A 22,389-nucleotide genomic window follows, 5' to 3' on the forward strand; every position below is an offset into this window, starting at 1 on the left:
ATGGGTGATCGGCATGATTATGTCGCCCTTGACTGGGTAAAAGGGGAGATTTCCGAGACGCTGAATCAAGCGCGTCAAGCCCTTGAAGCTTTTGTCGAGAATCCCGGGGATTCAACCCGGCTGCGTTTCTGCCTGACCTATATCCATCAGGTTCACGGCACGCTCCAGATGGTCGAGTTCTATGGCGCGGCGTTGCTTGCCGAAGAGATGGAAAAGCTGGCCCAGGCCCTGATGCACGGGACTACCAGCCGTGAGGGCGAGGCCCTCGACGTGTTGATGCAGGCGATACTCCAACTGCCCACCTATCTGGACCGCGTGCAGTCTGGACGCCGTGATTTGCCCCTGGTGTTGTTGCCGCTCTTGAACGATATGCGCACTGCCCGTGGCGAAAACCTGTTGTCGGAGAACGCGCTCTTCACCCCGGATGTGGATACAGGCAGTCCGGCGGACGGCGCCGAGCGCCTCGACAACTTTGCAGCCGACGAAACAGTGCGGCAGTTGCGCAAACTGCGTCAGGCGATGCAGATAGCCCATGCCGGGATCATTCGAAATCAGGATATTGAGGCTAATGCCCGCCAGCTCGGTAAAGTATTTGCGCGTCTGCAAGGCCTTTGTCAGGGTTCTGCCCATGCCGATCTCTGGGCGGCCTATGCGGGCGTGGTCGAAGGCGTTGAGCATGGCACCATCGATGCGGGTGCCGCCATCAAGCAACTTTTACGTCAGGCTGATCGTGAAGTTCGACAATTGCTGGACCAGGGAGCGGCAGCGCTGGACACTCCGCCAGCTCCGGAATTATTGCGAAACCTCCTTTTTTACGTGGCGAAGAGCCCTGGTGGAAGCACGCGACTCGATGGCCTGAAGCAGCGCTACCAGCTCAAGGCCCTGCTCACCGAGGATGACATTGCCAACCAGGCAACGGGTTCTCGGTTGGTCGGTCCGGACCGCAGCGCCATGCAGTCGGTGGTAGAAGCTCTTGGGGAGGAGCTGCTGCAGGTAAAGGATAGTCTTGACCTGTTTGTACGCGGCGATCGCGCCCAGACCAGCGAGCTTGCGGCCCTGGTGCCGGCCATGAAGCAGATTGCTGATACCCTGGCGATGCTTGGTCTGGGCCAGCCCCGGAGAGTGCTGCTGGAGCAGATAGAGCTGGTCGGACAGTTGGCCGGGGGCATGTCGACTATTAACGACTCGTCACTGATGGATGTGGCGGGAGGTCTGCTCTATGTAGAGGCAAGCCTGCACGGCATTCTCGGGATGGAACGAGAGCGCAGTGACGGGGCCGGCGCATCGCAGGGCAACGACATGCAGCGTCTGGCTGCCGCCCAGGATATGGTCCTGGTGCACCGGCAGGTGGTGCAGGAAGCGCGTAATGCGCTGGAGCAGAGTCGCGAGGCTATCAATGCTTTCATCATCAGCCAGTGGGACCATTCTCAGCTTGAGCCCGTAGCTGGGCTGCTTAACAGCGTGCGTGGTGGCCTGGAGATGCTGCCATTGACGCAATGTGCAGCCATCATTGGCAATTGTCGGCGCTACGTGGTCGAGCAACTGCTCACCCCGAAAAAGATACCTGACTGGCCGGATCTTGATGCGCTGGCCGACGTGATAACCAGTGTGGATTACTACCTCGAGCGTCTCGCCGAGGACGACAGTGAGCGCGGTGACAATATTCTCGCGGTGGCGGCAGAGCGACTTGTCGAACTCGACTACGGTCTTGGAACGTTAAGGCCTGAAGCCGCGGCCGTGAGCGTCGAAACGCTGCCCGAAACTGCCGCTGCAGATGACGGGACTGATGCCGAGCAGTCTGACCTGGTTGTTGCAGAAACACTCGAAGCCCCTCCCGAAGAGCTGGATAGCATCGAAACCTCGCCAAGTCACGTGCCGCCTGGCATTGACGCCGCAGATCAGCCGCTGCCCGCTGACGAGGCTACCGACACAGCAGAGCCTGCCGGTGTCCAAGTGGCTGAAGAGGCCGAGGCCGAGGATGACGATTTCGATGCCGAACTGATCGAGATCTTTGTCGAAGAGGCTGGTGAAGTACTTGAGACGCTGACCGAATACACGCCGGTCTGGCAGGCGAACAATGATGACCAAAAGGCTCGGGCCGAGGTGCGCCGTGCTTTCCATACGCTCAAGGGCAGCGGGCGTATGGTCAAGGCCGGCATCATGGCGGAGCTTGCCTGGTCGGTCGAAAACATGCTCAACCGGGTCATTGATCGTAGCATTGACCTGACGCCTACGGTATTTGACGTCATCAATGCTGTCCGCGCCCTGATGCCTGAGTTGGTTGAGGACTTTGCTCTCAGCAAGCAGCAGGATCTGCCGGAGGTTTCCCGTCTCGCCAGTGTGGCCGATGCATTGTCACGTGGTGAGTCGGCGGAAGAAGCCATGTTGGCCGGGCAGGAACAGGCGGAGAGCCTTGAAGAGCCGGACGAGAGCTCGTTCGAAGAGCCTGTTGAACAGGCGTCGGAGGCTTTGAGTGATACGCCATCCGATGACGAAGTGCTCGCAGATGCTTTGCCGCTTGCCGACGTGGATCTGGAAATCGAGCCCGAGCCCGAGCCCGAAGCTGATCACAATCAGGAAGTGGACCCCATACCCGCGAGCTCAGCGGGAGAAGAGTGGGACTCCGAGGCTGCTGCAGAAACGGCACAGGGTGGGCCAGAGGATTCGGATCAGACTGCGCCCGCTTTGCAGGCGATTGCGCTCGAGCACGGCCTGGATCCGGTATTGCTGGAGATTTTCAACAATGAAACCCAGTCTCATATTGAACAGATAAATGCGTTTATCGACCAGTGTGAGCAGGGCCTGCCTCGTCCGGTTAGTGATGCATTGCAGCGCGCGTTACACACCCTCAAAGGCAGTGCGCACATGGCAGGCATTCAGCCAATTGCGGTGCTTGCCACGCCACTGGAAAAGCTCGCCAAGGACTTCAAGGCCAACCTGATTCCTGCCGACCATGCCCTGGTAGATCTGCTCAGCGCAGCGGTAACGCTTTTCGAAGCTGGTGTAGCCCAACTCGAGACCAGCCCTGAACAGTCCCTTGAGGGCACCGATGCATTTTTACAGCGCCTTGACGATGTGTGGCGTCAGGGTCTTGCTGCGCGTGACAGCAGTCGTACCGACCTCGATGAGGGTGCGGCCCACGTCGGTCTATTGTCGATATTCCTGACCGAAGGAATCGACCAGCTTCTGGACGTTACCGATACGCTGGAGCTCTGGGAGAATGGTCAGGGCCCTGCTATCGACAGTCGCGAGCTGTGCCAGAGTCTGCGCGCGCTGGGCGAAGTGGCTGGCGATGTGGATCTGGGCATGATCGAGTCGCTTTGCCAAAAGCTTGAAGATACACACGAAGCGCTGATGACCGGTCGGATCGAACTGGGTCAGCGTGAAGTTGATGCGCTATTGGCTGCACATGAGCGCTTGATTGGCATGATGGATCAGGTGGCGGCCCACCAGCATATTCCGCCGGCTGATGAAGAGATTGCGGCGTTGCAGGCTTTACTGCCCGGTGCGCCATACACCCAGAAGCAGGTTCCTGAAGCCTCCGTGCAACCGCGCGCCTCTGCTGCGCCGCAAGCCACCTGGAATCCGCAGGCCGCGGGCACCGATGCCGAGCTGGTGGACATCTTCCTTGAGGAAGCTCAGGAAATTATCGACAGCGCTTCAGCGAGCCTGCAGAAGTGGATCGCCGATCCGGCTAATACACTTGCGGTCGAGTCCCTACAGCGCGACCTGCATACGCTCAAGGGCGGCGCCCGTATGGCGGAGATCCCGCCGATTGGCGACCTCGCCCACGAACTGGAATTTCTCTACGAAGGCCTGGGCAATCAGCGCTACCAGCCCAGCTCCGGTCTCAATGACCTGTTACATGCCTGCCATGATGATCTTGCCAACATGGTTGAAGGCGTTATGGCCGGCCGCCCGATCAGCGACGGTTCGGCATTGATCGCTGCCATAAAGGGCTATCGTGCACGGCCCGACCAACCGCCTCAGTTACCCGGTCACGGTGAGGTGGCTGCGTCGCAGCCAGAGCCGGAATCGGCGCCCGAGCAAGGCGCTTCAACCGAGACGCCGACTACCGACCCGCTGTTGGGCATGTTCCTGGAAGAGGCCCGCGAACTTGTTGCGCCCTGTGGTGAGCTGCTTGAGCGCATACCGGAAGACCCCGCGGCCGCCGATGAACTGGTACGGCGAGTCCAGACGCTCAAGGGCAGCGCACGTATGGCTGGCCAGAATGCATTGGCCGAGCAGAGCAAGGCACTGGAAAGCGCCCTGCAGGGCGGCAGCACCCAGCAGGAACAGCTGAAAACGCAATTGCAGGGCCTGCATGAAGCTCTGGATACCCTGGGCGGCGGCGTTGAGCCCGGCCCGGCGGACTGGTCGATGCCCAATATGCCCGCCGTGGCCGCTTCTGCACCTGCGCCTGTGGATGCTCTGGGTGCGCCGCAGGAAGCACCGGCAGCGCCCCGCCAGACACTGGCAGCGGTAAAAGACATATTGCAACAGGCCATGGCGGCCAGCGAAACCAGCGACGAAGATCAGTCGGCCCGCATCAGTGGCCAGGAGACGGTAAAGGTCTCGGCCAAACTGCTTGAGGAGCTGGTCAACCTGGCAGGTGAGACATCGATTTTCCGCGGTCGTATCGAACAGCAGGTCAACGATCTGGCGCATACCCTGCAGGATGTCGACAGCACAATTGAGCGGGTTCGTGACCAGTTGCGGCGGCTCGATATGGAAACCCAGGCGCAGATTCTGTCGCGTCACCAGGAGGAAATCGAACAGGCATACGAGGACTTCGACCCATTGGAGATGGACCGCTACTCCCAGTTGCAGCAGCTCTCGCGCTCACTGTTCGAGTCCGCATCCGACCTTCTGGATCTGAAGGAAACCCTGGCAGCCAAGAGCCGTGATGCGGAAACGCTCCTGTTGCAACAGGCGCGCGTGAATACCGAGCTGCAGGAAGGTCTGATGCGTACGCGCATGGTGCCGTTCGAACGATTGCTGCCACGTATGCGACGGGTGGTGCGCCAGGTCGCCAGTGAAGTGGGCAAGCAGGTGAGTCTGGAGATCGGCAGCGCAGAAGGCGAAATGGATCGCAGCGTGCTCGAGCGCATGATCGGGCCGCTGGAACACATGCTGCGCAACGCCGTGGATCACGGCATCGAATTACCCGAGGTTCGCCAGGATAAAGGCAAGCCTGAGGTGGGCCGCATAACTCTGGATCTGCAGCGTCAGGGAGGAGAAATTGTTCTGCTGCTCTCTGATGATGGTGCGGGTATCAATCTCGACGCTGTACGACGCAAAGCTATCGAACGGGGTCTGATGGATGCGGATGCCGAATTGACCGATCAGGAGGTGCTGCAGTTCATCCTCGAGGCCGGCTTCTCGACGGCGGACAAGATTACCCAGATTTCCGGCCGCGGTGTGGGCATGGACGTGGTCAACTCGGAAGTCAAACAGCTCGGCGGTAGCATGAGCCTGGATAGTCGTTCGGGCAAAGGCAGCACCTTCACTATTCGCCTGCCCTTTACCGTGTCGGTCAACCGGGCACTTATGGTGTATTCCGGGGACGACCTGTACGCCATACCATTGAACACCATCGAGGGCATCGTGCGGGTATCCGGCTATGAGCTGGAAGCCTATTACGCCCCCGATGCACCGCCATTCGAGTACGCCGGCAAACAGTATGACCTGCGGTATCTCGGCGATCTGCTCGTCACGGGTCAGCAGCCGCGCCTAAGTGGGCACAGTCTTCCTCTGCCCGTCATCCTGGTGCGCGGTGCAGAGCATACCGTGGCCGTTCAGGTAGATGCGCTGGCCGGTTCCCGCGAGATCGTGGTAAAGAGTGTCGGCAAGCAATTTGCGGTAGTTCCGGGTATCGCCGGTGCAACCATTCTGGGTGACGGACGGGTGGTGGTGATTCTCGATCTCCTCGCGATCATTCGCGCCCGGCAGGCATTGCAATCTCAGCAACGTCTGGCCGCCGAACGTGCCCAGAGTATTGCCGAGAAAGAAGACGAGCGCGCTACGCTGGTCATGGTGGTCGACGATTCGATCACCGTGCGCAAGGTCACTACACGCTTGCTCGAACGTCATGGCATGGAAGTGGTCACCGCCAAGGACGGGATCGAAGCAATCGCCCGTCTCCAGGATGTGCATCCGGATATCATGCTGTTGGATATCGAGATGCCGCGTATGGACGGCTTTGAGGTAGCAACGCTGGTACGCCATGATGAGCGGCTCAAGGATCTGCCCATCGTGATGATCACCTCACGTACCGGCGAGAAGCACCGCGAGCGCGCGAAGACAATCGGTGTGAACGATTATCTGGGCAAACCCTATCAGGAAAGCCAATTGTTGGAAGCCATTGGCAAGCTGGTCAAGGTTCGTGATTGACCCAGTGGTGCCAGCTATCGCGCTACTGGCAGGTAAAATGCAAAAGCGCCAATTGCTGCAGGAAGTGCTCGAGGAGTTCGGTTATCGGGTGATTTTTGCCGGAGAGCCCGACGGTCTGGATTGCGATGCGCTGGAAGCCATCCAAGCCGATGCATGGCTCCTGGAGTTGGCAGATGAGTCGGATCTCGCCGACTGGCTACTGGAGCACAGCCCGGTACCGGTGCTACTGGGCGCCGGTGAAATTCCTCACCACGAGAGCGAGGACTATCCGCGCTGGAAGCGCCGGCTGGCGGCCAAGCTGTTGCCTCTGCTCGGGCCGCCCCCTGAGCGTCAGAGCCAGGAAGCTGTTGGTGTTCCTGCGCCGCCTGAGCTGCCGCCTGCCCGTTGTGTCTGGTTGCTGGCCGCCTCCCTTGGTGGTCCGGCTGCGGTGAAGCGCTTTCTTGACAGGCTGCCAGCGGATTTGCCGGTGGCGTTTGTTTATGCCCAACATATTGATGCGGGTTTTGAAACGCAGTTGCCTACGATCCTCGGCCGTCAGAACGCTTGGCGGGTGCTCAATTGCGTCAGCGGTGCACATCTGCACGACGGTGAAGTCCTGGTGGCGCCGATCAGGCGTAGCCTGGGTTTCGCACCCGAGGGGCAAGTCCGGCTCAGTGACACACCCTGGCCAGGCCCTTACCAGCCCTCTATCGAGACATTGCTCGATGCAGTTGCCGGCGTCTTTGCACCTGCCTGCGGGGCCATCATCTTCAGTGGTATGGGTGAGGATGGAGTTGATGCCTGTGGGCGGCTGCGAGATAAGGGAATTCAGGTTTGGACCCAGGATGCCGAGAGTGCCACCTGCTCCGTCATGCCCCAGGCAGTAGCTGACGCGGGCTACAGCAGCCGCCAGGGCTCGCCTGAGATGCTGGCTGATGCGCTGCGCTATTGGGTGGCACAAGAATGGCCGGTTGCGCTCTAGCGACGGCAAAACAGAATACCAGAGGACGCGCTATGACCGACGCATTGGAAAGCCTGAATGGACTTATCGTACCCCTCGCAGATCAGGCACTTCTGTTGCCCAACGTGGCAGTGGCCGAGCTGGTAGGGTTTCGTCTCAGCAGCGAACCCGAGAATGCGCCAGAGTGGTTTCTGGGTTGGACCACATGGCGGGACCAGCAGGTCCCGGTAGTTGATCCCTACGTTTTGCTTGGCCAGCAAACGGATGAAACCGGCCGACAGCCTCGCACGCTTATTCTCAACGCCATCGGCGAGCGCCCAGGTGTGCACTTTATCGCTATGCGCGTATGGAGTATCCCCCGTTCGCGCAAGATTACCCGCGGTGAAATTTCCGCGGCCGAGGCTAGCGTCCCCTATGTTCTGCAATCGGTCAGGCTTGGCGATGAGCAACAGGCCCTGTGTATTCCCGACCTGCTGAGTATCGAGCAGACGCTGGATTCTGCTGGCCTGCTCAGAGCCTGAAGCACGAGAGATTCAAACCGGAAAACTCAGGCGCGCCTCAGTGCCACCGCCGCTGCGGTTTAGCAGCTGCACTGTGGCGCCGTGGCTTTCGGCAATACGTTTAACGATGGCCAATCCCAGTCCGGTACCCTTGGTGGTTCGCGCACGATCGCCGCGAATAAAGGGCGTGAAAAGTGCTTCGCACTCGGTAGGATCAATTCCCGGTCCGCGGTCCAGAATTGACACTACCAGATAGGGCTGCGCCGCAGCGCGGGTGATGTAAGTACACACCTCGATACCTGAGCCGCCATGATACAGAGCATTGTCGATGAGATTGCCAATTACCCGTTTCATCGACAGGCGTCTGAGTTTGATTCGAGGCACCGGCTCAAGGCAGAGTCTTACTCGCTCTTCACCGGTATTCAGCGGTGCAACAACCTCGCGGATGATGTCGTTGATGTCTTCCGGTTCGGTCGCTTCGGTGCTGCCGTCGCGCATGAAGGACATGAATTGATCGAGGATTGCATCCATATCCTCGATATCGCGAATCATGCCATCGGTCAGGTCTGGATCAGCGCTGGAGAGCAGTTCCGTGGACAGGCGCATGCGGGTCAGGGGGGTTCGCAGATCATGGGATACACCGGCCAGCAGCATTGCCCGATCGCGGTTTGCTTCCTCTACGTCGTAAGCCATCTGGTTGAAGGCACGGTATACCTCGGCGATTTCCGCAGGGCAGTTGGTGTCCAGCAGACGCACGCTATGGCCCTTGCCGATCCGGCGGGCGGCACGCTCCAGGGTTTTCAACGGATTGTTCAACTGGCGAACAAAAACCCAGGCTGCGGCGGTCGATAGTAACCCTATCAGGCCAAGCCAGAGCACCACCATCCAGATTCGCTGACCGCGCAATGGGTGGGCGTAGAGGGGTACCTGAAGCCAGTTGTCGCCGTAACTGGGCTGATGCACCCACAATAACGGCTGGCCCTGGATGCGTACGCGCACCTGGGTCATGTCGCCCAACTCTTCACGTAATTGGCTGGTAAAGATACCCGAATAGGGCCAATGAACCTCGCCTTGGGGCACCATTCGGGAGGGTATCAGGCGCAGCCCTGTGACCTCCTCGATGTCCTCCCGCGCAGTTGGGTCGCTGGCCCAGTAAGAGGTGACCAGCATGGCCGTACCGTGGCTGTACTGCCGATCAACGAGTAGGTCCTCGTTGGCCAGCAGGTACAGCATGGTAAGAATCTTCGAGAACAGCGTAACCAGCAGCACCAGGGTGATAGTGCGGGCAAAGAAGCTGCGTGGCATCAAAGGATGCCAGCCGGGACCACCTTTCACGAAGGCTTGCCGTCCGGAACGAAGACGTAGCCAACACCCCAGACAGTCTGGATGTATCGTGGCTTGGATGGGTCGGGTTCGAGCATGCGGCGCAGGCGCGAGATTTGTACGTCGATTGATCGCTCCAGCGCATCCCACTCTCGGCCACGGGCCAGCTGCATGAGCTTGTCGCGGGTGAGCGGCTCGCGCGGGTGTTGTACCAGCGCCTTGAGCACGGCGAACTCGCCGGTAGTCAGCATGTGGACTTCTTCGCCACGGCGCAGTTCACGGGTAGCCAGGCTGAGAACAAACTCGCCGAAACTGACTTCCTCGTCTTCGCCGCCCGGAGCACCTGGCACCTGGGGAGCCTGGCGGCGCAACACAGCCTTTATACGGGCTACCAGTTCGCGGGGATTGAAGGGTTTGGGCAGATAATCATCCGCGCCCTGTTCCAGGCCGAGAATCCGGCTGGCTTCATCACCCTTGGCGGTGAGCATGATGATAGGAGTTTTATTTTCCTGATCGCGCAGGCGCTTACAGGCGGTAAGGCCATCTTCGCCGGGCAGCATAAGGTCAAGTACGATCAGAGAGTAGAGTTCACGGGCGAGGAGCCGGTCCATCTGCTCGGTATTTTCCACTGCCCGGACGCGATAACCCTGCTCGGTCAGGAAGCGTTCAAGCAAACGGCGCAGACGCACGTCGTCATCAACAATCAGGATTTTTTCACCTTCACTGGTCATACCGGCTCCACCCTTGTTCAGTTCGTAGCTATTGTGTCTGAACCCGCTTGTTCACGGGTTTGCGCATTGTTACAAGAGGTTTCTTTTGTACAAGTTTTTTGCCCCCTTGGCTCTGCTATCTGTCTTTTGTCGATCCGCCCCGCAAGCGAATCTGTCGGTTATACTGCCCGGCTTGTAAAACTGAACCGGAAATCGTGCCCATGGAATCTATCGCCTCACGCATCGCCACCGAACTCGCTGTTCGCTCCGAGCAGGTCGACGCGACCGTGAGATTGCTGGATGAAGGCGCCAGCGTACCCTTTATCGCCCGTTACCGTAAGGAAGTCACCGGTAGCCTGGATGACACCCAGTTGCGCTACCTTGAAGAGCGATTGCGCTACCTGCGTGAACTCGAGGACCGCCGCTCGACCATTCTTGCCAGTATTGGCGAGCAGGGCAAGTTGACTGCTGAGCTCGAGCGCGATATCCGCGGGGCTGACAGCAAGACCCGTCTGGAAGACCTCTACCTGCCTTATAAACCCAAGCGTCGGACCAAGGGCCAGATCGCCCTGGAGGCTGGTCTGGGACCGTTGGCCGAGAGCCTGTATGCCGATCCTTCCCTGACGCCTGAGCAAGAGGCGGCGGCCTTCGTCGATGCAGAAAAAGGCGTGGCTGACGTAAAAGCCGCCCTTGATGGTGCCAAGTATATTCTCATGGAACGCTTCAGCGAGCAGGCAAGTCTGCTCGAGCGGTTGCGCGGTGCACTGCGCCAGGACGGTCGGGTGGTCTCCAAACTGGTGGCTGGCAAGGAGCAGGAGGGCGCCAAGTTCCGCGATTACTTTGATTACTCAGAAGACCTGCGCAAGGTGCCTTCCCATCGTGCGTTGGCCATTTTGCGTGGGCGCAATGAAGGCATTCTCAGTATTGCCCTGGAGTTGGGTGAGCCTGATCAGCCCGCCGGTACTCCCCATCCCTGCGAAGGTATGATCGCCCAGGCGTTCGAGATTCGTGATCAGGGTCGCCCGGCGGACCGCTGGCTGGCCGAGGTAGTGCGCTGGACCTGGCGGGTCAAATTGTTGGGTCAACTGGAAACCGAGCTGCTGGGTGATCTGCGCGAAAGCGCAGAAGACGAGGCCATCCGCGTGTTTGCCAGCAATCTCAAGGATCTGCTGTTATCCGCTCCAGCCGGTCCACGTGTGACGCTGGCGCTGGACCCGGGTCTGCGTACCGGGGTCAAGGTGGTGGTCGTGGATGTCACTGGCAAGCTGGTGGATTACACCACCATATTCCCCCATGCACCGCGCAACCAGTGGCAGGAATCCCTCGCGGTGTTGGCTGGCCTGTGCGACAAGCACAACGTGACGCTGCTGGCGATTGGTAACGGTACCGCCTCGCGCGAGAGCGACAAGCTGGCGGGTGATCTGATCAAGCTATGCCCAAAACTGCCCATGCAGAAGATCATGGTGTCGGAAGCGGGTGCCTCGGTGTATTCGGCGTCCGAGCTGGCAGCCAAGGAGTTCCCGGAGCTTGACGTCACCTTTCGCGGCGCGGTGTCGATTGCCCGGCGCCTGCAGGATCCTCTGGCCGAGCTGGTCAAGATTGAGCCCAAGGCCATCGGGGTTGGCCAATATCAGCATGATGTCTCCCAGGTCAAGCTGGCTCGGAGCCTGAATGCAGTGGTGGAAGACTGTGTGAACGCCGTTGGCGTGGACCTCAATACCGCATCCGCACCGCTGCTGACCCGCGTCTCAGGCCTGAATCCGACCATTGCCCAGAACATCGTCGACTACCGTGACCAGCATGGCGCCTTTGGCAGTCGCCGAGAGTTGCTCAAGGTGGCCCGCCTGGGCGACAAGACCTTTGAACAGGCTGCAGGCTTTCTCCGGGTGATGAGCGGCGATAACCCCCTGGATGCCTCCGCGGTTCACCCCGAAGCCTATCCGCTGGTTGAGCGCATAGCCAGCGAGACCGGCCGTGATGTGCGTAGCCTGATTGGCGACTCGGCCTTCGTTCGCAAGCTCGATCCGAAGAACTTTACCGATGCCCACTTCGGTATTCCAACCATCAGCGATATCCTGCTCGAGCTGGACAAGCCGGGTCGTGACCCGCGTCCGGAGTTCAAGGCAGCTGCGTTTCAGGAAGGGGTCGAAACCATTCGCGACCTCACACCAGGCATGCAGCTCGAAGGGGTTGTCAGCAATGTTGCCAACTTCGGCGCTTTTGTGGATATCGGCGTGCACCAGGACGGTCTTGTGCATATTTCCATGCTCGCCCACCAGTTCGTCAAGGATCCCCGGGACGTGGTCAAAGCCGGCGATATCGTCCGCGTGAAAGTCATGGAAGTGGATATCCCGCGCCAGCGCATCAGCCTCAGCATGCGCATGGATGACGAGCCTGGCGCCGCGACCCAGGGCCGGACTGGTGACTCGGATCGACCGGGCAAGGCGCAGGGCGATCGTGCCAAAAACACTGGGCAGGGCCGTGGCCAGAGCGCTGGTGCTGGTGCGCAGCCAGCCGCCGGTGGTACCTTTGCCAACCTGTTTGCCAATGCCAAAGACCTGAAGAAGCGCTGAGAATGAGCCCACATCCCACATTGAATCGTATGAGCGCCTTTACCCGGATGCTCGGCCTTGAGTTCAAATCCATCGAGGTCGGCACCTGTACTCTGACGCTGCCGATCCGCGAGGATCATTTCAACTCTACCGAGCGGGTGCATGGCGGAGTTATCTTCTCGCTATTGGATTCGGCCATGGGCGCTGCTGCGTTCAGCGTACTGGAGCCCCACGAATCCACTGCTACAGTGGAGTGCAAGATCAACTACACCCGTGCGGTGGTCGGCGGTGAGCTGGAATGCATCGGCAAGGTTGTGCATGCCGGTACCCGTACCGTTGTGGTCGATGGCGAGATCCGTCAGGACGGCGCCCTGGTCGCCAAAGCCCTCGGCACCTTCGCGCGGATCTGATCCGGTATTCATCAGCATGCCATGCGCGCATTGCGCAGCGGCCCGTAAGGCTAAGGAGTGACAACCTTGTCACCAGCATTCAGCGACACCCTTGATCTGTTCTACACCACGGCTGGGCGCGAGGCCCTGCGCGGTTGCCGCCACGGTATCGAAAAGGAAAGTCTGCGCACAACCCCGGACGGCACGCTGGTGCACACGCCGCACCCGGTTGCCCTGGGCTCTGCACTGACGCACCCGAGCATCACCACCGACTATTCAGAGGCGCTGATCGAGCTGATTACGCCGGTCAATACCAGTCTGAAAGGGTTGTTTGACAGCCTCGATATGACCCACAGATTCGTTTATGCCCAACTGGGCGATGAGTTGCTGTGGACCGAGTCGATGCCCTGCCGCCTGCCCGCGGATGCCGATATTCCGATTGCCTGGTACGGCACTTCCAATGTTGGCATGCTCAAGAATGTCTACCGCCGTGGCTTGGCGATTCGCTATGGCAAGGCGATGCAGTGTATTGCTGGTATTCATTACAATTTCTCGTTGCCGTCCCAGCTTTGGGCGACACTCCAGCAGCGCGCGGGTGATCAGCGTTCGGCTCAGGATTATCAGTCCGACCGCTACATGGCGATGATCCGCAACTTCCGTCGTTATGCCTGGCTGTTGATGTACCTGTTCGGCGCTTCACCGGCGGTCTGCGCGACCTTCCTGCAGGGGCGTGACCACAAGCTGCAGAAGCTGGGCGACAACACACTTTACCTGCCCTATGCCACCAGCCTGCGCATGAGTGACCTGGGTTACAACAACAATGCCCAGTCCGGGTTGAACGTCTGCTATAACACCCTGGAAAGCTATATCCACAGTATGCAGGAAGCTATCGGTCTGCCCTTCGCGGCCTATGATCGCATGGGTACCCACGACAGCAACGGTCAATGGCAGCAGCTCAACACCAATCTGCTGCAGATCGAGAACGAGTTCTACAGCCCGATTCGTCCCAAGCGGGTAACCCACAGCGGCGAAAAGCCAGTGCATGCGCTGGCCTCGCGGGGGGTTGAGTATATTGAAGTGCGTTGCATGGATATTGATCCGTTTGTGCCGATGGGTGTCGAGCCGGCTACCGCCCGTTTTCTGGACAGTTTCCTGCTTTATTGCGCCCTGCAGGAAAGTCCCCCGCTCACCGAGGAAGGTTGCACAGAGACCGGCGAAAACTTTGCGCTGGCAGTCAAGCGCGGTCGTGAGCCCGGCCTGCAGCTGTCCGATAGTGGCGTGAGTCGCGAGCTGACTGCCTGGGGTGAGGAGCTGCTGGAGCGCATTGGTGAATGCGCAACCTTGCTCGATGGCGTGCATCAGAGTGAGGCTTATGGTGAAAGTCTGGCTGCGCAACGGGCCAAGCTGGTCGATCCGGCCCTGACTCCCTCGGCACGGGTGCTTGAGGCTATTGCTGGACACGGCAACAGTTTTTTCCGCTTTGCCCTGGAGCAATCCAAGGCGCATCAGGCGTACTTTGCGGCCCGGCCGCTGGATGAACAAACGCTCGCAGCCTATCAGGCAGAGGCGGCTGCCTCGCTGGCCGATCAGGCGGCAATCGAAGCAGCTGACACGGTGGATTTCGACAGTTTCGTCGCCAGCTACCTGAGTCAGGGTATCGACGATTAGTTGAGTGCCTTCACCTAGCCCGCTCTGGTTCGGTGAAGGCCGAGCAGCCTACTGGGTGACCAGGTTGGTAAACAGCAGATCGTCTACCAGGGGCGTGCCTTCTTCTTCCTCAAGCACTTCACGCACTGCAGCCAGCGCCTTGCTGCGCAGCGCCTCCTTGCCTTCCAGGGTCGCGACGCTCTCCAGCGTCTCGTGGGCAAACAGACTGACCAGCGCATTGCGGATCAACGGGTCGTGATATTCGATGCGCGGAACTGCTGTTGGATCGTTGGCCCGCAGTGCCACGTCGACCTTCATGTACTGGATCTTGGGCCCCGGGCCAACGGTACCGACAAAGGACGGCTTGAGCTCGACGTATTGGGCTGCTGCCACAGGGGTATCCTGAGCCTTGGCGGGCAGTGCCGCAAACAGGCTCAGCAGAAGGGGCAGGGCGAGGATCATGCGCATGGGATAGACTCCTTGTAATTGCCCACAGGATAGCCGAGCGCGGTCCGCCAGCCAACCGGCGCCGCAGCCGATCTTATGAATGGCAATCAATCAAGGGTATGGTCATTGACCCGGTTGCCCTGCTTGCGACTAGACTGTCTGAAAATCTGATAATGGAGTCATCATGAAAGCCGTATTGTGCAAAGAATTTGGTCCTGCCAGCTGCCTGGTACTGGAAGAAACCGCCGATCCCGTAGCCAAGGCCAATGAAGTGGTCCTGGACATCCATGCCGCAGGGGTCAACTTTCCCGACACGCTGATCATTGAGGGCAAGTACCAGATCAAACCACCGTTTCCGTTCTCCCCGGGTGGCGAAGCGGCTGGCGTGATCGCCAGCGTCGGCGAGAAGGTTCGCCATCTCCAGCCCGGCGACCGGGTCATGGGTCTGACCGGCTTCGGCAGTTTTGCTGAACAGATCGCAGTTGACGCGATGCGCGTATTGCCGATTCCCAAGGATATGGATTTTGTTACCGCGGCCGGTTTCAGCATGACCTACGGCACCTCGATGCACGCCCTCAAGCAGCGTGCCGACCTCAAGCCCGGCGAAACCCTTCTGGTACTCGGTGCTTCGGGTGGCGTAGGCCTGGCAGCCGTGGAAATCGGCAAGGCAATGGGTGCGCGCGTTATCGCCGCCGCCTCAAGCGCTGAAAAGCTCGAAGTGGCACGTGCTGCTGGCGCAGACGACCTGATCAACTACAGCGAAGTCAGCCTCAAGGACGCCGTAAAGGAACTCACCAAGGGGCAGGGCGCGGACGTAATCTATGATCCGGTCGGTGGTGATCTGTTCGACCAGGCCGTGCGCTCGATCAACTGGAAAGGCCGTTTGCTGGTAGTAGGCTTCGCCAGCGGCCGTATTCCGGAGTTTCCGGTTAACCTGGCGCTGCTCAAGGGATCTTCCATTGTCGGCGTATTCTGGGGTTCTTTCGCCGCACGTGAGCCACAGACCAATCTGGAAAACTTCCAGCAGTTGTTCGCCTGGTTCAGTGAGGGCAAGCTCAAGCCATTGGTCTCGGAAAAATTCCGCCTGGACCAGTATGAAGATGCGCTGAACATCCTGACCTCACGCAAGGCTGTGGGCAAGGTTGTGGTTCAGGTACGTTAAACCCAGCGGCAAGCTTCAAGTTTCAAGCTTCAAGCTTCAAGCTTCAAGCGGTTCAGTTTGATCGGGAAAATAGTGCTCTTGCCGAAAGAAATAAGTTGACTGGCATGGCGCACCGACCAGGCTGATCATGCTTGCAGCTTGCAGCTTGCAGCTTGCAGCTTGCAGCTTAGAAGGCGCCCTCATACCCCTGCTGCCGCCAGGCTTCGAATATCAGCACCGCAGCACTGTTCGACAGGTTCAGGCTGCGGCTGTCTGGCCGCATCGGAATGCGCAGCACCTGATCCTGCGGCAGGCTTTCGCGAACAGCTGCCGGCAGGCCCCGGCTCTCGGGACCGAACAGAAACAGATCCCCCGGCTTGAACGCCACCTCACTGAAATTACGCGTGCCCTTGGTGCTCAACGCAAACACCCGCTCCGGCTGCACGGCCGCTAAGCAGGCCTCCAGATTCCCATGGGTCCTGACCGCAGCAAACTCATGATAATCCAGGCCCGCTCGACGCAATCGCTTGTCATCCAGCTCGAAACCCAAAGGCTCGATCAGATGTAATTGACAGCCGGTATTGGCGCACAGGCGAATGATATTGCCGGTATTGGGCGGGATTTCCGGTTCGAGCAGGGCGATGTGGAACATGGCGGCGCGCGCTTTCAGAAGTGGGGAGCCGCGCAGTTTAGGGGGTGGCGCGCGCAGCGGCAAGCCACAAGCTGCAAGCTGCAAGTAGTCCGAGCAGATAGGCGAATTTGCTGTATCGGCAGAATTGGGTAGACAGGGATCAAATGGGCTTCACTCTGAATCGCTTGCAGCTTGCAGCTTGCAGCTTGCAGCTTGCAGCTTCTTTCCTTTCGCCCATAAAAAAAGGCAACTCCAGCCTGCCTGAACTGGAGTCACCCCAAATACACCCATAGTTACCTTTGCATCAAGCGTGCCAAGGCTTCCCCGGTGCTCGGTTACTCGGTTTCGTCCTCGTCGTGGCCGTCGATATTCATCCCCAGTTCCTTGATCTTGCGGGTCAGGGTATTGCGGCCCCAGCCCAGCAACTGCGCGGCGTCTCGGCGTCTGCCGGCAGTGTGCTTGAGAGCTGTTTCGATCATGATCCGCTCGAAGGCAGGGACGGCGGTTTCGAGTAGGCTGGTGACACCGCGGTCCAGCTCCTGGTCGGCCCAGATGCGCAAACTGTGCTCCCAATGGCCGTCGGCTGCACTGTCCTGGTGCTGATTGAGCATTTCCGGAGGCAGATCTTCAACTAACACCTCGCGGCTGGAGGCCATGACGGTGATCCAGCGGCAGGTGTTTTCCAGCTGACGCACGTTGCCCGGCCACGGCAGGCTGCGCAGGTAGTCGCGGGTTTGAGGCTTTAGTACCTTGGGTTCGACGGCTAGCTCCTTGGCGGCACGGGCGAGGAAGTGCTGGGCCAGAGCCGGGATGTCTTCGCGGCGCTCGGCGAGCTTGGGGATGTGAATGCGGATCACGTTCAGGCGGTGGAACAGATCCTCACGGAAGTTGCCGGCTTGTACCAGGTCCTCGAGATTCTGGTGGGTGGCAGCGATGATGCGCACGTCCACCTTGATCGGGACGTGGCCGCCCACGCGGTAGAACTCACCATCGGCCAGCACGCGCAGCAGACGGGTCTGGGTTTCCGCCGGCATGTCGCCAATTTCGTCGAGAAACAGGGTGCCGCCATCGGCCTGCTCGAAACGGCCGCGGCGTTGCACTGCCGCGCCGGTAAAGGCACCTTTTTCATGACCAAACAGCTCGGATTCCATCAGGTCCTTGGGAATTGCCGCCATGTTCAGCGCGATGAACGGGTTGCGTGACCGCGGGCTGTGGCGGTGCAGTGCGTGGGCTACCAGCTCTTTGCCAGTACCGGACTCACCATTGATCAGTACAGTGATATTGGAGTGGGACAGTCGGCCGATGGCACGGAAGACTTCCTGCATCGCTGGCGCTTCGCCGATTATCTCCGGCGTGCGTGCGGTGCTGAGGTCGGGCCCCTGGCCTTCCTGCTCGCGGCTATGGGCCAAGGCGCGGCGAACCAGCGCCACGGCTTCGTCCACGTCGAACGGTTTGGGCAGGTATTCGAAGGCACCACCCTGGTAGGAGGCAACTGCGCTGTCCAGGTCGGAGTGGGCGGTCATGATGATCACTGGCAGCTTCGGCAGTCTGTTTCTCAGCGTGGATAGTAACTCGAGACCGCTGGTCCCGGGCATGCGTATATCGCTGATCAATACGTCTGGTTGTTCGCGTTGCAGGCGGGCAAGAGCTGCGTCGGCATTGTCGAAACTGACGGACTCCATGCCCTCCTGCTGCAGCGCTTTTTCCAGCACCCAGCGTATCGAACGGTCGTCATCGACGATCCAGACGTTTTCAGTTCGGCTCATGGGTTTTGTCTCCGGGTACGGGTTCAAGTGGCAGGAACATGGTGAATACAGTGCGTCCAGGCTTGCTGTCGCATTCGATCAGGCCCTGGTGTTGACTGATGATGTTCTGGGTAATGGAAAGCCCCAGGCCGGTGCCCTCGGGGCGCCCGCTTACCATGGGGTAGAAAATGCTGTCGACAATGTCACGGGGGATGCCCGGGCCGTTGTCGATGACCTGCACCAGACAGACCAGGCGGTGGCGCACCTGTCCGATGGTGAACTGACGTAGGGCCCGGGTGCGCAGGGTAATGCGACCCTTTTTCAGCCCGCCCTGTTCAGCGATTGCCTGCATTGCGTTGCGCACTATATTGAGCAGGGCCTGGATCAGTTGCTCGCGGTCGGCCATTATTTCCGGAATGCTTGGATCGTAATCCCGGCGTAGCGTTAGTTCGTGTTGGGTCTCAGCCTCCACCAGGCTATAGACTCGCTCGGTGATCTCATGAATGTTCAGGGGCTGTAGTTTTGGCGGGCGATAGGGCCCGAGCATGCGATCAACCAGATTCCGCAGCCGGTCGGCCTCTTCAATGATCACATCGGTATAATCCTTGAGCGATTCTTCCGGCAATTGGCGGGCCAACAATTGGGCCGCGCCGCGTATGCCGCCCAGAGGGTTCTTGATCTCATGAGCCAGGCCGCGCACCAGAACCTTGGTGACCTCCTGCTTGGAGAGCTGGGCCTCCTCCTTGGTGATGCGCAGCAAGCGGTCGCGGGGATGCAGTTCCAGTAGTAGCCAATTTGTGGGAGCGTTGACAATGGGCGTTACTGAGTAGTCGACCATGAGACTCTGGCCGTTGTTCAGGTTCAGCTGTGCTTCGCGTTTGGTGAAGGGATCTCCGTCCGCCACCGCATGCTGCAGAGAGTCGATCGCTGCCTGATTATCATGGAAAAGCTCGCCGACCGGTTGTTGCGAAACACGCTGACCGCTGACCTCCAGCAGTATCTCAGCGGCTGGATTCATGTACCGCAGACAAAGGTGGTCATCCAGCAACAGCACAGCTGTGGTCAGGTTATCGAGTATCTGGCGTAAAAATCGATCAGGCAGCATATGAAGTCCCGTAGTTTGTGCAGACAAATGCAAGAAGCGAACCAATACGGGGCGTAAAACACGCCCTGGGTACTGGTTCGGCCGGCCGGACTATCCTGGGCCAGTACTTGTTTTGGTGCGAAGGCCTGTTCGTGAGCGCGCAAGTCGCTTGCATCGGGCTCTAGGGGCGTTCGATACACCGGCGTGGATGACCGGCGCGAGGGTGGTCGGCATGCGTCGATGATCAGTTAGCGCGATCAACGTCAGGATTCATGCACGAAATCCGGCGCACCAGCAATCAGTATGCACCAATATGGTGCGCCGTATTGACGCGGTTCAATCAGGGTGCTGTGCCGCCGGGTGCAGGAATCTGGGGAGCCTGGGGTGCGCTGTTTGGGCCGGTACGTCCGGGCTGCAGAATGGACGTGCGTTGAATATGTACGGTAATGCCCTGGCTGCGTTGTACTTCTTCGCCACGGGTGTTGGTTACTACAAGGGCAACATTGTGTGAGCCTCGGTCGAGTTCGCGCAGCGTCAGACGCTGGGTTGACTGCCCATTGCCGGCAACCGCCTCCTGTCGCATTTCGCCATCGACGTTGGCCCGCAATATGTGGCCGGGTGAGAGGGGTGGGTCAGTATTGATCGTCAGGGTGAGGTTGCCATCATTTGCACGTATGCCTTCGTCGTTCTTGGGACTGGCAATTTCGAGTGTGCGATAGCCACTATTCAGCTGGCCTTGGCGATCTTCATTGCGGTTCTGGGCACCTTGTCGGGCTTCCGGTGTCTGGGGCACTACCGACTCCAATGTATTGGTTGGCGGTAAATCAACCTGGCGGGAATCCGGGTGGGGCTGGTCGGAATAGATCTTGTTGCCCTGCGCGTCAGTCCAGGTATAGATCTGCGCGTTGGCGAAGCCGGCCAGCGAAGCGAGGAGGGCGCTCAGGGCCCAGCACAAATGAGTTCGCAGCATCGTTGTCACTCCTGTGATTCGAGGTCTCAGCCTTGCACCTGCGCGCTGATCTGGCAAGGTCCGGCGGACGGGCGAAAAAAAAGGGCGCCTGAAAGGCACCCTTTTTTCGACCGCAGCTACAACATCGGGTTCATACGCTGTAGTACAGATCGTACTCGAGGGGGTGAACGAAGGTGCGCACCTTGATTTCCTCGGCGGCTTTCAGTTCGATGTAGGCATCGATCAGGTCGTCGGTAAATACGCCGCCCTTGGTCAGATACTCACGGTCAGCGCTCAGGGACTCGAGTGCTTCTTTCAGGCTGCCACATACCTGCGGGATCTGGTTCGCCTCTTCAGGCGGCAGGTCATACAGGTTCTTGTCTGCAGCATCGCCAGGGTGGATCTTGTTCTGGATGCCGTCCAGACCAGCCATCAACAGTGCGGCGAAGCACAGGTAGGGGTTGGCAGCCGGATCAGGGAAGCGTGCTTCGATGCGACGCGCCTTGGGGCTTGAAACGTATGGAATACGGATCGAGGCCGAGCGGTTGCGGGCCGAGTAGGCAAGCATGACCGGCGCTTCAAAGCCAGGAACCAGACGCTTGTATGAGTTGGTAGCCGGGTTGGTGAACGCGTTCAGCGACTTGCCGTGCTTGATGATACCGCCGATGAAGAATAGGGCAGTGTCAGACAGGCCTGAGTAGCCTTCGCCAGCGAAGGTGTTCTTGCCATCCTTGGAGATGGACATGTGTACGTGCATACCGGAGCCGTTGTCGCCATACAGGGGCTTGGGCATGAAGGTAGCTGTCTTGCCGAAGGCATCGGCGACGTTGTGTACGCAGTACTTCAGGGTCTGTACTTCGTCAGCCTTGGCTACCAGTGTGTTGAACAACACGCCGATTTCATTCTGGCCGGCAGTGGCTACTTCGTGGTGATGGACTTCAATGGTCAGGCCCATCTCTTCCATCGCATTACACATGGCAGTTCGGACTTCATGATCGTGATCGACCGGTGGAACGGGGAAGTAACCACCCTTTACGGCGGGGCGGTGGCCCTTGTTACCGGTTTCGAAGTCGGCATCAGTGTTCCAGGAAGCCTGCTCAGAGATGATCTTGAACATGGAGCCGGAGATGTCCGATTTGAACTTTACTTCGTCGAACACAAAAAACTCGGGCTCTGGTCCAACAAATACGGTGTCACCGATACCAGTGGACTTCAGGTATTCCTCGGCGCGGCGAGCAATGCTGCGGGGATCACGCTCATACCCCTGCATGGTGGACGGCTCGATAATGTCGCAGACGATGATAACGGTTGGCTCTTCGGTGAAGGGGTCCAGTACCGCAGTGCTGTCGTCGGGCATCAGGATCATGTCGGAGGCTTCGATACCCTTCCAGCCGGAGATGGAGGAGCCATCGAACATCTTGCCTTCTTCGAAGAAGTCATCGTTCACATCACGGGCGGGCATGGTGACGTGCTGCTGTTTGCCTTTGGTATCGGTGAAGCGAAGATCAACCCACTTCGCGTCAAATTCTTTAATCAGTTTAACTGTCTTCGACATGGTTTCCTCCAGAAGGAATCATTAGCCAGGCATCTGACCCAGCGTTACAAAATTCGAGCGGAATACATCTACGCTCCGCTTGTGGTATTGAGGAGCAAAAGGTGTGCCATTTCAGAGCATGCCCTGAAACACCCGTTCCGTAAGCCTTGCATCAGTTGCTGCCGATTAATGCACCTAATAAGTGCGCCCTAAAATGGTGCGTATAAAGAGGCGACGATTCATTATGGTGCAATGCTGGCCAGTGTTTGATAACAACTGACCTACGAAATTCACACAGCGGCGCCTATGATGCTCTGCTTTACTGTTTCTTGCACTCGTCGACACGGAAAACTGCCGTTTCGTACAAAAAACATACACTGTCATGCGTGGGTCTGTATAATACC

Annotated in this window: 14 protein-coding genes and 1 pseudogene; 7 read left to right on the top strand and 8 right to left on the bottom strand. The window is 59.0% G+C overall.

Annotated features, from left to right (window positions below):
- Genes FZF01_RS03125 through FZF01_RS03135 form a run of 3 tightly spaced genes read left to right on the top strand, consistent with a single transcriptional unit; the run spans position 1 to position 7,854 of the window.
- Entirely contained in the window at positions 1–6,393 is a 6,393-nt protein-coding gene (locus FZF01_RS03125) for an Hpt domain-containing protein (RefSeq protein WP_150276621.1), read from the top strand.
- Positions 6,386–7,354 carry a chemotaxis protein CheB gene (locus FZF01_RS03130; RefSeq protein WP_223825365.1) on the top strand — a complete coding sequence of 323 codons (969 nt, stop codon included), beginning with the start codon at positions 6,386–6,388 and terminating at the stop codon, positions 7,352–7,354. Before FZF01_RS03125 ends, FZF01_RS03130 begins: the two co-directional genes overlap by 8 nt.
- A gap of 32 nt (positions 7,355–7,386) precedes the next feature.
- Positions 7,387–7,854, top strand: a complete 468-nt coding sequence (locus FZF01_RS03135; RefSeq protein WP_188434353.1) for a chemotaxis protein CheW — start codon at positions 7,387–7,389, stop codon at positions 7,852–7,854.
- Positions 7,855–7,866: 12 nt separating this feature from the next.
- Here the strand turns inward: FZF01_RS03135 and FZF01_RS03140 are convergent, their stop codons facing one another.
- A complete protein-coding gene (locus FZF01_RS03140) occupies positions 7,867–9,138 on the bottom strand; it encodes an ATP-binding protein (RefSeq protein ID WP_150276623.1) in 1,272 nt (423 codons plus the stop codon).
- Between the two features lie 26 nt (positions 9,139–9,164).
- Positions 9,165–9,887, bottom strand: coding sequence for an osmolarity response regulator transcription factor OmpR (gene ompR / locus FZF01_RS03145; RefSeq protein ID WP_150276624.1), 723 nt, complete (start codon positions 9,885–9,887; stop codon positions 9,165–9,167).
- Between the two features lie 200 nt (positions 9,888–10,087).
- On the opposite strand from ompR, the pseudogene FZF01_RS03150 reads away from it, so the two are divergent.
- The 3 genes and pseudogenes from FZF01_RS03150 to gshA form a co-directional block, all read left to right on the top strand.
- Positions 10,088–12,266 (top strand): annotated as a pseudogene (locus tag FZF01_RS03150) (Tex family protein); the annotation flags it as partial.
- Positions 12,267–12,441: 175 nt separating this feature from the next.
- Positions 12,442–12,828, top strand: a complete 387-nt coding sequence (locus FZF01_RS03155) for a PaaI family thioesterase (protein ID WP_150276626.1) — start codon at positions 12,442–12,444, stop codon at positions 12,826–12,828.
- Positions 12,829–12,894: 66 nt separating this feature from the next.
- Positions 12,895–14,475: a glutamate--cysteine ligase gene (gene gshA / locus FZF01_RS03160; protein WP_150276627.1), complete on the top strand. Its 1,581-nt coding sequence runs from the start codon at positions 12,895–12,897 to the stop codon at positions 14,473–14,475.
- Positions 14,476–14,523: 48 nt separating this feature from the next.
- Here gshA and FZF01_RS03165 read toward each other — a convergent pair whose 3' ends face one another.
- Positions 14,524–14,922: a flagellar basal body-associated FliL family protein gene (locus tag FZF01_RS03165; protein WP_150276628.1), complete on the bottom strand. Its 399-nt coding sequence runs from the start codon at positions 14,920–14,922 to the stop codon at positions 14,524–14,526.
- Between the two features lie 163 nt (positions 14,923–15,085).
- On the opposite strand from FZF01_RS03165, the gene FZF01_RS03170 reads away from it, so the two are divergent.
- Positions 15,086–16,063 (top strand): NADPH:quinone oxidoreductase family protein, encoded by a 978-nt coding sequence (locus tag FZF01_RS03170; protein WP_150276629.1) that lies wholly within the window; start codon positions 15,086–15,088, stop codon positions 16,061–16,063.
- Positions 16,064–16,229: 166 nt separating this feature from the next.
- Here the strand turns inward: FZF01_RS03170 and trmL are convergent, their stop codons facing one another.
- The 5 genes from trmL to glnA all read right to left on the bottom strand — a co-directional run bounded on the left by trmL (position 16,230) and on the right by glnA (position 22,006).
- A complete protein-coding gene (gene trmL, locus FZF01_RS03175) occupies positions 16,230–16,694 on the bottom strand; it encodes a tRNA (uridine(34)/cytosine(34)/5-carboxymethylaminomethyluridine(34)-2'-O)-methyltransferase TrmL (RefSeq protein WP_150276630.1) in 465 nt (154 codons plus the stop codon).
- A 314-nt stretch (positions 16,695–17,008) separates the two neighbouring features.
- Positions 17,009–18,439: a nitrogen regulation protein NR(I) gene (ntrC, locus tag FZF01_RS03180; protein ID WP_150276631.1), complete on the bottom strand. Its 1,431-nt coding sequence runs from the start codon at positions 18,437–18,439 to the stop codon at positions 17,009–17,011.
- On the bottom strand, positions 18,426–19,523 hold the full coding sequence (gene glnL, locus FZF01_RS03185; protein WP_150276632.1) for a nitrogen regulation protein NR(II): 1,098 nt from the start codon (positions 19,521–19,523) through the stop codon (positions 18,426–18,428). Before glnL ends, ntrC begins: the two co-directional genes overlap by 14 nt.
- Before the next feature lie 319 nt (positions 19,524–19,842).
- Positions 19,843–20,472: a DUF4124 domain-containing protein gene (locus FZF01_RS03190; RefSeq protein ID WP_150276633.1), complete on the bottom strand. Its 630-nt coding sequence runs from the start codon at positions 20,470–20,472 to the stop codon at positions 19,843–19,845.
- Positions 20,473–20,602: 130 nt separating this feature from the next.
- Positions 20,603–22,006, bottom strand: coding sequence for a glutamate--ammonia ligase (glnA, locus tag FZF01_RS03195; RefSeq protein WP_150276634.1), 1,404 nt, complete (start codon positions 22,004–22,006; stop codon positions 20,603–20,605).
- Positions 22,007–22,389 lie beyond the last annotated feature (383 nt).

The sequence above is a fragment of the Halopseudomonas salina genome, assembly GCF_008641105.1.

What these genes read in the sequence shown, in the direction of transcription:
- FZF01_RS03125 (WP_150276621.1), top strand. Translation starts at nt 1, where the DNA reads ATGGGTGATCGGCATGATTATGTCGCCCTTGACTGGGTAAAAGGGGAG.
- FZF01_RS03135 (WP_188434353.1), top strand. Translation starts at nt 7,387, where the DNA reads ATGACCGACGCATTGGAAAGCCTGAATGGACTTATCGTACCCCTCGCA.
- FZF01_RS03140 (WP_150276623.1), bottom strand. Translation starts at nt 9,138, where the DNA reads ATGCCACGCAGCTTCTTTGCCCGCACTATCACCCTGGTGCTGCTGGTT.
- ompR (WP_150276624.1), bottom strand. Translation starts at nt 9,887, where the DNA reads ATGACCAGTGAAGGTGAAAAAATCCTGATTGTTGATGACGACGTGCGT.
- FZF01_RS03155 (WP_150276626.1), top strand. Translation starts at nt 12,442, where the DNA reads ATGAGCCCACATCCCACATTGAATCGTATGAGCGCCTTTACCCGGATG.
- FZF01_RS03165 (WP_150276628.1), bottom strand. Translation starts at nt 14,922, where the DNA reads ATGCGCATGATCCTCGCCCTGCCCCTTCTGCTGAGCCTGTTTGCGGCA.
- FZF01_RS03170 (WP_150276629.1), top strand. Translation starts at nt 15,086, where the DNA reads ATGAAAGCCGTATTGTGCAAAGAATTTGGTCCTGCCAGCTGCCTGGTA.
- trmL (WP_150276630.1), bottom strand. Translation starts at nt 16,694, where the DNA reads ATGTTCCACATCGCCCTGCTCGAACCGGAAATCCCGCCCAATACCGGC.
- ntrC (WP_150276631.1), bottom strand. Translation starts at nt 18,439, where the DNA reads ATGAGCCGAACTGAAAACGTCTGGATCGTCGATGACGACCGTTCGATA.
- glnL (WP_150276632.1), bottom strand. Translation starts at nt 19,523, where the DNA reads ATGCTGCCTGATCGATTTTTACGCCAGATACTCGATAACCTGACCACA.
- FZF01_RS03190 (WP_150276633.1), bottom strand. Translation starts at nt 20,472, where the DNA reads ATGCTGCGAACTCATTTGTGCTGGGCCCTGAGCGCCCTCCTCGCTTCG.
- glnA (WP_150276634.1), bottom strand. Translation starts at nt 22,006, where the DNA reads ATGTCGAAGACAGTTAAACTGATTAAAGAATTTGACGCGAAGTGGGTT.